Here is a 13,232-nt window from a genome sequence, read left to right on the forward strand (position 1 = left end):
AGCAACAGGTTTACAAGCATTAAATTATCACTATTCTATAATTAATCATTAATTAACTGGGTTTAAAATGAATGTTAAAAATTTTTTCACTAAAGTAACCGTTGTCCTTTTAGCTTGCTTGTTAATCTTCATGGGAATTGGCAACCTTTTATCAGGTGATGATGAAAAAGAAGAGGTAGCTAGGGTTGGAAAAGAAGTTATAACGTCAGATGAGTATAAATCACTATATCAAAATTATGAAAAGCAAATTTCTGGATCTGATGCGAGTAGAGAACAAGTAAAAAAGCTGAAATATGATTTGCTTAACGCACTTATAGAGCAAAAACTATTGTTTAACCTAACTAGTGAGCTGGGGGTGACAGTTGGAGAAGAATCTATAAAAAACCATATTAAAAACACCAAATACTTTCAAAATGATAAAGGTGAATTTGACAAAAATAAATTCTATGAAACGCTAAATGACCTGCATATGACAGAGAAAGAGTATATAGCAAAGCTAGAGAAAGTCCTGCCTGCAATGATGTTCATGACTTCATTATTTAAAGATAATTATCCAGTAACTTTTGGCGAGAAAATTGATGAGCAGATATACAAAAGTCGCTACCAAACTAGAGTAGTTGATATTGTTAAAATAACTGAAGATGCAGTTACAAACATTCCTGAACCAGATGATCAAGCCTTACTTGATTTGTACGAAAGAAATAAATCCCATTTTTATTATCCTGAGTATCGAACTGCGCAATATATTTCCCTAGGCCAAAAGTATTTTGAAGATCAAATCAAGATCTCAGATGAAGAAGTTGATGGTATAATAGAACAACAAGAACTTAAAAATCAAAGAGATATATTCAATGCAATATTTTCTACCAAAGAAGAAGCTGAGACAGCAAGAAGAGCATTTGAGGAGGGTAAAACAAGCTTTGAACAGATAGTAGAAGAGTTTGGCAAAGCAAAACTTGAGGAAACTAAAGTAAATAATATAACTAAGGATTTTTTACCAGAAGACGTGAGAGAGAAGGTATTTGCTCTCAAAGTAGGTGAAGTAAGTGAAGTTTTAGCAAGCAGTTTTGGTTGGCACATAGTAAAAGTGGAAAGTGCGCATCAAATCTCTGATGAAGACTTAGTTGATTTAAAAAAAGACATAAAGTCAGTTCTAACTAACCAAAAGTCTTTTGAAAGAGTCAATGATTTCATAAACCAAGTGAACTATAAGATATACAATGGTTCAGAAATTGAAGAAATATTGAGTGAATATAATTTACCTATACAAACTATTGGTCCAGTAGATGCGAGTGGAAAAGATCAAAGCGGTAATAACGTAGGAGATTCTGGTGATTTGATTTCTTTCATTTTTTCGCGAGAAAAGGATCAGAAAGGTTATTTTAAGGGCGTTGGGGACGCTGTTGTTAGTGTAAAAATCGTCGATATCGTTCCACCCAAATTGCAAAGTTTTGAAGAAGGCAAGGCATTAGCGGTAGAGCTTTGGCGTAGTGAGTTTATAAAAGAAAGAATGTTTAAATTCGGGCAAGAGGTTGCAGTTCAACTAAGAGAAAAAACAGATTTGGAAGAAATTCAAGGTGTGGAATTAGTTAAAGGTCAGCAGATGCACCGCAATAAAGTGGATCAACAAAACTACCCCTTTTCTTTTGTAGAAGAGATTTTCAATATGAAAACAACTGGTTCAGTGACAGATCCTATTCAATACAATAATGAAATTATAATAGGTGTTCTAAAAGAAATGCATTCATCAAATGGCAAATTAAACATGCTTGACACCGGAAAACGTGTGATGATATCGCTAAAAGAGCAATTAATTAGCTATCTGGAATCAAAGTATAAAGTCGAAGTTAATCACGCTATACTTGATGATATATAATCAAAAATCTTATAAGTTGCTTCAAACGCATCCAGTGCCCAGACACACAACTGTACGAACATTGCGATTTGAGAGCAATCTTCACTAGAAAGGATGTCATCCCAGTGCCCAGACACTGGGATCCAGGAATTTTATTAAGTTGGTAAGCATAAAAGTAGCCGTTTTATGTTAAAATACAACGTTTTAATGATTAAAAAAAGGCTGGATTCCAGTGTCAAGCACTGGAATGACACCATTTGCTGTGCAATTTACCTTCACAAATGAATGTTCGTATAGCTGTGCACCCGGCACTGCCCTACATTATTGGTAATTATATTATAAGGTGCAAAAGTTGTATAATTCATTTGACTTAAAACGGCTCATTGTATAAAATTGTGGCTAATATATGAATAAAGGTTAACATGGCAGTTAAAATAAGGTTGGCGAGGTTTGGCGCAAAGAAACGCCCTTTTTATAGGATAGTTGTAGCTGATTCACGAGCACCAAGAGATGGGCGTTTTATTGAGAAAATAGGACAATATGATCCAATGTTACCAAAAGACAATAAAAATCGTGTTGTGGTGAAAGCTGATAGATTAAAACATTGGCTAAGTGTAGGCGCGCAGGCAACTGAAAGAGTACTGTGGTTTATCAAAAAAGGCATAGTAACTTTAGAAACAGAACCAAAGAAAACAGAAAAGAAGAAAGTAGAGAACGAGAAAGCACAAGGGCAAGAGGCATAAGTCTCTTAAAATGCTAAATACTGATTTAACAAACAGCGATAAATTAGACGATATTGTATCTTCTGATTTGTCAGCTATGAATGACTTTGTCTTCAAAAATGTCAATGATGAAGATGCTAAGCTTGCTACTGATATTATATCTCATCTTGTTAGGTCAGGTGGAAAAAAAATAAGGCCTAAACTAGTTTTTATTATATGTAAAATGCTAAACTATTCTGGGGAGAATAGGATCAACGTTGCTGCATCGGTAGAGTTTATACACAATGCTACTTTACTTCATGATGATGTGCTCGATGAAAGTGAGGCACGCCATGGAGTTAAAACAGCGAATAAGATTTGGGGAAATAAATCAAGCATTTTAGTTGGTGATCTATTGTTGACTCTAGCATTTAGATGGCTTATAGAGTGTGGAAATTTAAATATTCTCTCTATTTTATCTAAAGCATCGCATTTACTTGTGAAGGGTGAAATAAAGCAGATGACAGCACGCTTTAACCCCCACACAGTCAGGGAAAATTATTTTGATATCATTGGAGAAAAGACAGCATCTTTATTTTCTGCATGCTGTGAAGCTGCATCAACAGTATCTGGTGCAACAAATGACGAAACAGAGAGGCTAAAGAATTTTGGTTTTAATTTTGGTATGGCATTTCAAATAGTTGATGATATGCTCGATTATACTGCTAATCAAGGCACTTCTGGAAAACAAGTCGGAAAAGACTTTTTCGAAGGTAAAGTCACCTTACCTGCTATTATAGCATACGAAAAGGGCAGTCCAGCAGAGCAAACATTCTGGGAAAAATGCTTTTCTTCAGCTAGACACAATTTTGACCAAGCATTACACTATATTAATCACCATAATGCCATTCAGCTTTCTATGGAAAAAGCTAGACACTACATTAATATGGCACAAAATGATATTAGTACTTTTTCTGATTCTTTTTATAAAACTACTTTAATTAACTTTTTAAATGCGAGCATAGAAAGACGAATGTAGCTGGCGCTTGATATTTTCAGATTAATTGTTATATATTTATTAGATTCTTAAGGGTAATGATATGTCAGATAGCAGTAAGGAGAAAAAGAAGAAGTTTGCTGATATGGTAAGTAGGCAGAAAGGTGACGACCAACAAAGTGATAACCATAAGCAAACTGATGATTTAAATGAAGATCTCAATACATTAAAAGAACGTGCAGTTCAGCTTGAAGATCATTTACGCCGTGCTGTTGCAGATAATGAAAACGTCAAACGTATAATGCAAAAGCAAATTAGCGATGCAAGTGACTACGCAGTCACAAAACTTGCACGTGATATGATCGACTCGTGCGACAATTTAAAAAGAGTAATGGAAATTTTGAAAGACGGTGATCCTGTTCATGAGGGGATTAAAGTAGCTTATCAAAAAATTATAAATGATCTAAAAAAACATGGAATAGAGGAAGTAGATCCACTTGGTGAGCTTTTTGATAGTAATTTACACCAAGCTGTTGTGGAAAGAGAAGACAATGAAAAAAAGCCTGGCACCATTGTAGAAGTACTACAAACTGGTTATACTATCAAAAATAGGTTGCTCCGTCCTGCAATGGTTATTCTTTCTAAGAAATCTGCTGATTGTGGAAGCGATTAGCATGAGGTAAATGTATAATGACAAGTATTGTCTTTTCAGGTATCCAGCCAAGTGGCGTACTACATCTAGGTAATTATCTTGGTGCAATCAAACAGTGGATAGACTTACAGGATAAATACAAATCTCTTTTTTGTATTGTCGACCTACACGCAATCACAGCAAATAAGCTTCCCGCAAGTGAATTAAAAAGTAATATTTTCAAAACAGCAGCAGCTTATATTGCATGCGGAATAGATCCAGAAAAGTCCATTATTTTTAGTCAGTCCACAGTTAGTGGTCATGCAGAACTGGGCTGGCTGCTTGGATGCTATACACCAATTGGTTGGCTTAATCGCATGACTCAATTTAAAGATAAAGCTGGCAGCGATAAACAAAAAGCCTCTCTTGGATTATATAGTTATCCAGTACTTATGGCTGCAGATATATTGTTGTATCAAACTAAATACGTTCCTGTTGGTGATGATCAAAAACAGCATTTGGAGCTTGCACGTGATATTGCATCAGCTTTTAACAATCATTATAAGCTGGATTATTTCATCGTACCTGAAATCTTAACTTTGGATTGCACATCAAGGATAATGAGCTTAAGGGATGGCACAAGCAAGATGAGTAAATCTGATCCTTCAGAACATTCGTGCATTAACCTTGATGATACGGATGACTTAATTGTCAAAAAAATAGAAAAAGCAAAAACAGATTCAATTCTAGGCTTTGCTACTTTAAAGTGCCGACCAGAAATAAGCAATTTGATAAACATTTATTCAGTGCTTAGTAATGTAAATGCGGAAAAAGTATGTGAAGAAGTGAACAAACATGACATGAAGCACTTCAAAAAAGAGTTAGCTGATTTAATTATCAGTGTTATATCACCCATACGTGAGAAAATGAATGATCTTTTAAAAGACCAATTCCATTTACATGAAATATTAAAAAAAGGCACAAAGAAAGCAGCAGAAATTGCAACCCATAATATAAAAGAAATCAAGGATATTATTGGATTTGCTCAATATCTGTAAGGTTCCAAAGTGTGATGGTGCGAACCGTCATACCGCCGCGGTATCTCAGCCGCTAACACGTAGCGGGATGACGGTTTTTCAAATTGTCGGTAAATCTAAGTCAGTTTAGCTATAGGCAGCAATTTTCTGTATTTATTTTAAGTTGAAGAAAGCTCAAATGAAAAATCGTGTTTTGCTAAAAATCACAGAATGCAGTCTGGTTACAAAATTCTCTAATGGTCTTAAATAAAACTTCCAGTGAATGATTGTCAGACATATTGTGCTCTGCTGATTTTATTAAGTGTACTTCAACATCGGTTGACTTAATTTTTTCAGCTAAATTCAATGAAGTTTGATAAGGAACATCTTTATCATTAATGCTATGCAGCAAGCGCACAGGACAGTTTATATCTATTGTCTTTTTGTTTAAAAGAAGGTTCTTTCTGCCATCTTCGATCAAATTTTTAGTTATTTTGTATGTACAATGCTCTGAAGTAAAATCTATTACACCTTTAGAATCTAGTTCTTCTTTTTGCTTGCCTGACAATTGCTTGAATATCAAATCTTCAGTAAAATCGGGAGCAGACGATATACCAATTAGTGCTGCAATTTTTTCTGGAAATTGAAGGGCAGTGAGCAACATCAGCCATCCTCCCATACTTGAACCTATAATTATTTGTTTATCGCTAGTTAATTCACTCATTACTTTAGCACAATTTTTTTGCCAATCACTTATCGTGTAATCAATAAAATTACCACTTGAATGACCGTGACCAAAATAATCAAATAGCACAAGTGCTACGTCATTTTCTTGGCAAAATTTGTAAATAGCAGTTGCTTTAGTTCCATCCATATTGGATGCAAATCCACCGAAAAAAACTACAGAAGCTTTCTTTCCTTGTAGCTTTCGATATGCTATGTGACCATTATTTCCATCAAACAATTTACAATAATCCATACTACTTTGGCAAAGCAACCGGGCTATCACTCAATTGATGCAAATAACTAACTAGATCTGCAATTTCTTGCGGATTGGAAATACCTGCAAATGCCATACGTGTACCTTTTATATAGGCTTTTGGGTTCTTTAAAAAGGCAAATAGCTCCTCATACCCCCATTTTCCACCTCTGTCAAGCACTGCTTTTGAGTAATTGAATGAGTTACCAAGATGGGCCTTTTTATTTCCAACTATGTTCCATAAGTTTGGTCCTACTTTATTCATTCCACCTTTCTCAAAACTATGGCAGGCTATACATTTTTTTGCTGCTGATTTACCTTTCTCAAAGCTAGCATTCTGCATGAGCGCTCCAATATCAAGCGCCACTTGCTCGATTTTTTGCTGGAACTCATTGCTGCCAGCAGCTACTATCGTTTGGTGTTCAATCTTATATTCTTCTGGACTGTAAAGCATATCAACTACATTACTAACTATCATAATGATTAGCCCAGAAAGTAAAATCGATGCTGCAATCTTATTAAGCTCCATAGTTAATTTTTATTAAGTAATGTTACTTAAATTATGCGAATATTTTCGCAAATAGCAACCAATTACCTTGAAGCTCGCTAAAGATGAGAGTCTCTATAGCTGACCCAAGAAAGGTTTTCTTACGTCCATACCGCCGCGAACCGTCATACCGCGATTCATTCGCGGTATCTCAGCCGCTAACAAGAGATCCCGCTAACAAGTAGCGGGATGACGAGGTTCACTGCCATTAAGTTAAGGAAAGAATGGTTAAAAACTGAACTAAAAAGTCAGAAATAATTAAGGATTTATGACAAATGCTGAAACAGAATAGAGTAAACTTTAAAGCAGATAAACTCTGAAGTGTAAATTACTTAAGAAATAGTTTGTTTAGAAGTCATTTTACAGGAGCTATGGCAATAAGCTACCCAGTTATTATCAGAAGATATGAATACTACCTCTAGTCAAAATATGTGTTTTCTAACCCTTTTTTGGTAATTGAACGAACGAAGATAAGGTACCTTATGACGATCAACTTTCCTTCCCTTTCTTACCGCCAAAGTGTTCATCAAAAATAGCTTTGATAATTGATCCATAATGCAGTCAGTATCTGATTCCGTAGCAAAAATGTCGAAAGCCAAGTTTTTGATCGCGTTAAATGAGACAGATTTGTTAATGCTCCTCTTAAGCTTATCATCGGTTAAGTCCATATTCAACGCTTCTTCTACATCTTCTGTCATAACACTTTCTAGGTTGCTAATAAAGATAGCTGACCAAAAATCCTGTTTAACAGACTCAACACTTTTTCCTGTAAAATTTTCTAGACTTAGTCTTCCTTTGAGTTTTGCAAAAAATGTCTCAACTCCCCAGCGTAAAAAATATAACTCCTTAAATCCTCCAGTTTGAAACTTTTGTTCATCCATTAATGATGTAGCTAACACTTCAATTTCACCAGATGGCAGTACCACTTTGAAGCGTTATTCCACTATTTTCTTGTTTTATCTTACGCTGAGCACATATGGTAACCTCAACACTAGATGGGCTTTTTTCTTCAAACATAGCATTCACTTCATTAAAAGATGATCTGGGACATCGAATGACATAAGCAATTTTTCTTTTTGTAAGGCTAGAAAGAAATTTATAAGATAAATATACAAATCAGTAAGTCATTAGTATTTACAACTTTAAGCATTTCATCTGCTAAGTTAATTTCATGAGTGTTACCTCTATCTAACACTGACCTTATGGCAACATTATTTAGCACATCTTAACAAACCGCAAAGGTTGCACTTGCATAATCACCTAAATCTTTTGGTTTTTGGTTACGTATTTTTCTTGAGCCAAATTCATTTTTTATTTCAACGCTTGTTGGTAAAATGATTTTGGAGGCATCAAGAGCTAACACTCTAAAGCCAAAACAAGTTTTAAATTTTTGGTCTTGGTAGTACAAGGAAACCACACCTTCGTTAATTTCTGAAAATGCACTGTGTTTCATTTTTTTTCTTGCTTGACTAAAAGCACTAGCAGTAACGGTATAGTCTTTTTTCCTATATAAAATAAATTCGTTTAGTATTACTTGCAGCGACTTTACACTTTTTCTTAAAATTAAGATAAATATGTCAATAAAAGATAACTTCCTCTTTCTCATAAAATCTTTTGAAGATGATTTATGGGATTCTATAAATTCTAGACTTGCCAATTCATTTTGAATAAATTTTATTACTGCCTTTTTTACTCATACTACCTTTAAACTTATTGGTATACATCATTATCCCATAAAATCTATCTTTTTTCCTTAACTTAATGGCAGTGAGACGAGGTTATCGTCATGCCGCCACGAACCGTCATACCGCGATTCATTCGCGGTATCTCTTAGCCGCTAACAAGTAGCTGGATGACGATTGTCAGGGTGTAATCCCAGTGTCCCTATGATGTCATCCCAGTGCTTGACACTGGGATGGCTTTGTTGCATCGCTACTTATGAAAGGCTAACTATAGTTAGGATTATAAGTAACCTATTGAAAATCTTGTTTTTTTGCAATCAATCTGATCAAATTTAAGAATAGTAATTTATTATTTACATTAATAAATTTAATTCTATTGAAAATAGCTAAAGCATTGAAATTCTTGAATTTTAGCCGGATTAGTGAGTGGTAGTGAAATTTCTTTTACTCAAATTTAGGTATTCACTGACCGTTCTTGTTATAAATACCAGAATAATAAGCTACTGATATTCGCTATCTTTTTTATCTTTAATCCATCATAGCTAGCGATGCAACAAAGCCATCCCAGTGTCAAGCACTGGGATGACAAAAAAAGGAGCACTGGAATGGCACCATTTGTTATGTTTAACAAAGTTCGTACTTAGCTTCATGTTAGCCATAAATATTTAAGAAATTTACCAAATGGAAAAAAAGGCAAAAGAAGCCTCATGGTTAACTAGTTCTGACACTGGTTTCCATCCAAGACGGCAGTAGCCCCTTCGGTGTCATTCCAGTGTCAAGCACTGGAATGACAAAGGAGAGCAGTGTCAGCTACTTGGATGACACCTTTTTTCTACTTAGTGTGGGTTATACAAGAAGTCTATTGTATGGCTATTGCTGGTCGTATATTATAGCATTTCTCATAATAGTCCAAACAGGTCATAGGAAGGCAGAATCAACAGCACGAAGAAAGGATTCGAATAGAGGAATGTTTTTCCTGGCTCTGTTTTTTATAGCAAACCAATGATGCTCAATTTTGTTGAAATCTGGAGAATAAGGCGGCAGATACAAAATTTCTGCACCAACCCCTTTAGCAAGCTCGATAATCTTATCAGACTTATGAAAAGTAGCATTGTCAAGAATGACAGTCTGTCCAGGTTCCAAGATCGGTGTCAAAAATTGCTCAAACCATCCATTAAAAACATCCATATTACAGTGGCCTTCAAAGGTTAACGGAACAACTATCTTTCTTCCACTTAAGGCTGCAACCATACTGATTCGTTGAGTTTTCTTTCCAGATTTTAAGGCATAAAACCGCCGTCCTTTCTGGCAATATCCGTAGGGGTAGTCTTCGGTGTTATCAATGCCAGACTCATCTATATACACTAAGTTTTTAGGTTCTTTTGTCGCTATAATTTTCAAAAATTCAGCACGTTTTTCTTCGTTTCTTTCCTTGTATCCATATGTCTTTTTTTGCGCGTAAATCCAATTTTTTTAAGGGCTCGATAGATCGTTTGGATACTAACGTTGTTCCAAAGTTTAGCCATTTCCGATAGAGTCTTTCCTCCGTGTTCTCTGGCAAATTTGGCAAAGGTATCCCAGTCGGTAATTTTGTGATTGTAACCCCCATTTCCAAGTTTTTTTGATTGAAAGTCTCCTGTTTCTTTTCTTCTTTGCTGCCACTCCCATAAAGTAGTTCGTCCAATCTTAAATCTTGCTGCCACTGTTTCTCTGCTTTCTCCTTCGTCTAGCGCTTCCATTGCTTTTTTTCTTAAATCATAACTATATGCTGCTGGCATTCAACCTCCTTATCATCATCTATCCTTATCCTATCACATCCGGACTTTTATCGAAAGAGCTATAACACAAGAGCTAAAGGCAAATAGCGATCTACCGATTATCGAAATAATTCCACACAATGACAAACTCACTCGATTTTATCAAATTGCTCCGATAATAGAGTCTGGCAGGGTTTTTCTGCCGCATCAAGCAGTATGGCTCAGCGATTTCGAATATGAAATTTTAATGTTCCCAGAAGCTCGCCACGATGATCAAGTGGATAGTACCGCGCAATATCTGCAATGGATGAGAAAAATTAACACCAGCGCCTTTAGGGTCAGAGACTTTGGCCCCAACCCTAATAAAACGCTTAGATGGCTGAGAGCAGTGGATTAGATAATAAACCTAAGTTAGTTTCCAAAAGGTCCCTTATCATTTTTATATTCCGGTTTTATTGAGCTGTTCGCGGACTTGTTCGATTGTGGAACCGGAAAAACCTGGGCGTGGTGAACCTACTTCCCCTTCAAATGATGAACTATCGCTTTCGCTTCGAGTTTTTTTTGTTGTACTACCTCCATCTTCAGGCGATGGAGACTTACGTTTTGGCGATCCTCCTCTAGTATTCTCACAATCCATAGACTCATAACCACTTGTTGTTGCCTCAGCTTTAGAGCTTACGTTTTCAGCATCAGTTACGAACCCGGAAGAGTAACCGCTGTCTTTATTATCTTCGGGCTTCATCTTTTCAGCTTTTGATTTATCTTTAGCAGGCCATCGCTCTCCCCTAAACAACTCTACTTCCGAACCATCATAATCACGGTTAATCCAGTATCCACCTTTGTCTTTTGTAATTGAAATATATTCTAATACGCTTTCATCGGGATAACAGGTTTTAATTGCTTCTTTAGGGGATAACCCATGTTCTTGCACCTGAAAATTTACCCATTTGTCCTTTTCAGATTTCACTGCCTTTTCGACGATGTTAATGTCGATATCTTTTATTTCTACTTTTCCCTCATGCTCCCGACTAAAAAGTTCTTTTAAGTTAAGTAAGGCACCACGACTTATATTAGCAACAACTGTTGTTTCTTGGTTTTTCTCACAATTAGAAAGAAATTGAAATGGAAACTCATTGAAATCATAGGCTTCTTCCTTATTGACACGATACTCTTCTTTCGTTTTATCTATTATCTCCTCTAAATACTCTTTTACATCAACACTATCATCAATTAAACTAGCAATCTTCCCATTTTTTACAATAAAGTTAGTATGAGGAGGATCCAAAGCATAATTATTTAAGTTAAACCAATAAAGCAATGCTTTAAACAACTTTTCTTCTTCCTTTTCCTTAGTAACTTGCTGTTTTTCAGGTTCCTTATTACAAATGTTCGCCGTATCTTTTAGAGAATCTTCAGAAACCCCAGAATTTAAGAATGTTGAACTATCCCATGCTCTAGGAGAAAGAATCGATGGTGGTCTACAGGTCAAAGATAGCTGTGATTGACCACAAGTGGATTGACTTGAATCTATTTCCCCCGGCACCAACTGAAACAGCCCCCCTTTTCCTCCCTCTCTTTCTGATTCTTGCCTGGGAGGCCTCTCTAACCCTTTACCACGACTTCGCTTGGGAAACTCCTGTGTCTGTGATGCTTCAGCTAATGGCGTTCGAGGAAGCTCAGGGTCAATGGACAGTTCATGGTCTTTGTTGATTACAGAGTTTTTTATTATTTTGGTTATCACACAGTGAGAAATTTCTTTATTAGAAAAGTCTATACCGTATATTCCTCTACTACCAAATACTGGTAGGTGTTTTGGTGAAGTGTAACTTTCAATATTATTTAACACAACCATACCAAAGCTACTATTAATAGTATCTACTTCTTCTTTGGTTAAAAATCTATAATAGTTATCATAACTTACAATAGGAACTAAAATTGAATCCTCATTATTTCCTGAATAAGAAGTATGAAAGACATAATAAAGAGGAGGGCATGCTTTACGAATGAAGCCAGTTATTAAATACTTAATCTTCTCAATAGCTGGATCATCTGAGCTAGAAGTTTGAAGATCACGTCCTATCAAACATGCTTGACTTTCTTCTATCTCATTAATGAACTTAGTTTTATCAAAGAGGCTTTTCTTTATATATACACAATTGTCCTTGACTTTCAAGAAATCATCAGTTCTTTTAGGACTATTTTTATAACCTTTTACTGTCGCTGAGAATGACTCTATAAAATACTCTTGTAACCTTTTATCATAGAAACGCATACAATATAGATAAGATTTCCTGTCAAAGCTTTCATCAGATGTATACTCTTCTACATGTTCTAAACCAAAATTTCTTCCCATAGCACCTGTGATGTCTCTCGCAAGCCCATTAGCTAGCAAACATTTTAGATTGAAAACTATACTTTGATCTATCGGCACTGAAAATCTATACTTTCCATTACTATCTACCAATTGGCTCCGATTGAAATTAAAAGGAAAAGATTTCATATCAAAAGATAAACTAGCAGTACTTTCATTTCCACAGAATGTTTCTACTATCCTTCCTTTCATATTGTCTAAATACTTCATGCATTGATCAGCATCCATACTTTTATCAAATGAGATAACAATATGATCCTTGTTACGTAAACCTCGATGTACATTTTGTACTTTTAGATTAGTATTAATAATATTGTTATAACAAACACTAATATTAAATGCCTTTACTAATGCTTGATTCATTTCACTCGCACTAAACATAATACCCTCCCTACTTTTAATATACCTTAAAATCTTGAACTGCCTTGACCACTACTTTTACTTTTATTGGATTCATCCCTTCTTTTCCTCTCTTCATCTTCACGCTTAAACCTTTCACCAAAATTCTCTAGCTTTTTCTGATCTAATTTAGTTATATCAACTCTCCCTCCTCCTGGTGCAGTATTATCAAATTGCCTTTTGCCTGAGCCATTATTACTATGCATATTAACCTCCAGTAAAAATATTATGTAACTAATATACTAAAAATAAAATTAAGTGCAAGCACTTTTTTATATTTTTTTTTAAAAAATTTTA

Annotated in this window: 10 protein-coding genes and 2 pseudogenes; 6 read left to right on the forward strand and 6 right to left on the reverse strand. The window is 35.3% G+C overall.

The window, feature by feature from the left end; all coding sequences use genetic code 11:
* Window positions 1-67 precede the first annotated feature (67 nt).
* The 5 genes from OOL03_RS06030 (at window position 68) to trpS (ending at window position 5,242) form a co-directional block, all read left to right on the forward strand.
* Window positions 68-1,876 (forward strand): peptidylprolyl isomerase, encoded by a 1,809-nt coding sequence (locus OOL03_RS06030; protein ID WP_264707293.1) that lies wholly within the window; start codon window positions 68-70, stop codon window positions 1,874-1,876.
* 401 nt (window positions 1,877-2,277) lie between these two features.
* Window positions 2,278-2,598 carry a 30S ribosomal protein S16 gene (gene rpsP / locus OOL03_RS06035; RefSeq protein ID WP_006279266.1) on the forward strand — a complete coding sequence of 107 codons (321 nt, stop codon included), beginning with the start codon at window positions 2,278-2,280 and terminating at the stop codon, window positions 2,596-2,598.
* A 10-nt stretch (window positions 2,599-2,608) separates the two neighbouring features.
* The gene (locus tag OOL03_RS06040) at window positions 2,609-3,595 is read left to right on the forward strand and encodes a polyprenyl synthetase family protein (protein WP_264707294.1); all 987 of its coding nucleotides are present in this window, start codon (window positions 2,609-2,611) and stop codon (window positions 3,593-3,595) included.
* Window positions 3,596-3,656: 61 nt separating this feature from the next.
* A complete protein-coding gene (locus tag OOL03_RS06045; protein WP_012673267.1) occupies window positions 3,657-4,226 on the forward strand; it encodes a nucleotide exchange factor GrpE in 570 nt (189 codons plus the stop codon).
* Between the two features lie 17 nt (window positions 4,227-4,243).
* Window positions 4,244-5,242, forward strand: coding sequence for a tryptophan--tRNA ligase (gene trpS, locus OOL03_RS06050; RefSeq protein ID WP_182320709.1), 999 nt, complete (start codon window positions 4,244-4,246; stop codon window positions 5,240-5,242).
* Window positions 5,243-5,417: 175 nt separating this feature from the next.
* Here the strand turns inward: trpS and OOL03_RS06055 are convergent, their stop codons facing one another.
* From OOL03_RS06055 to OOL03_RS06070, 4 genes and pseudogenes are all read right to left on the reverse strand, one after another.
* Window positions 5,418-6,179, reverse strand: a complete 762-nt coding sequence (locus tag OOL03_RS06055) for an alpha/beta hydrolase (RefSeq protein ID WP_012673268.1) — start codon at window positions 6,177-6,179, stop codon at window positions 5,418-5,420.
* A 1-nt stretch (window position 6,180) separates the two neighbouring features.
* Window positions 6,181-6,708 (reverse strand): c-type cytochrome, encoded by a 528-nt coding sequence (locus OOL03_RS06060; protein ID WP_015589210.1) that lies wholly within the window; start codon window positions 6,706-6,708, stop codon window positions 6,181-6,183.
* A gap of 440 nt (window positions 6,709-7,148) precedes the next feature.
* Window positions 7,149-8,404 (reverse strand): annotated as a pseudogene (locus OOL03_RS06065) (IS4 family transposase).
* A 922-nt stretch (window positions 8,405-9,326) separates the two neighbouring features.
* Window positions 9,327-10,186, reverse strand: a protein-coding gene (locus tag OOL03_RS06070; protein WP_264707019.1) for an IS630 family transposase whose coding sequence is annotated in 2 segments (ribosomal slippage) — window positions 9,327-9,862 and window positions 9,862-10,186 — 861 coding nt in all. Because the reading frame shifts where the segments join, the coding sequence is not laid out codon by codon here.
* A gap of 61 nt (window positions 10,187-10,247) precedes the next feature.
* Between OOL03_RS06070 and terL the strand changes: the two are divergent.
* Window positions 10,248-10,562 (forward strand): annotated as a pseudogene (terL, locus tag OOL03_RS06075) (phage terminase large subunit); the annotation flags it as partial.
* Between the two features lie 42 nt (window positions 10,563-10,604).
* On the opposite strand, the gene OOL03_RS06080 reads toward terL, so the two are convergent.
* Window positions 10,605-12,899, reverse strand: a complete 2,295-nt coding sequence (locus tag OOL03_RS06080) for a hypothetical protein (protein WP_264707296.1) — start codon at window positions 12,897-12,899, stop codon at window positions 10,605-10,607.
* A 44-nt stretch (window positions 12,900-12,943) separates the two neighbouring features.
* On the reverse strand, window positions 12,944-13,141 hold the full coding sequence (locus OOL03_RS06085; RefSeq protein WP_264339090.1) for a hypothetical protein: 198 nt from the start codon (window positions 13,139-13,141) through the stop codon (window positions 12,944-12,946).
* Between the last annotated feature and the right edge of the window lie 91 nt (window positions 13,142-13,232).

Source organism: Wolbachia endosymbiont (group A) of Acrocera orbiculus, assembly GCF_947250015.1.
GTDB lineage: Bacteria > Pseudomonadota > Alphaproteobacteria > Rickettsiales > Anaplasmataceae > Wolbachia > Wolbachia pipientis.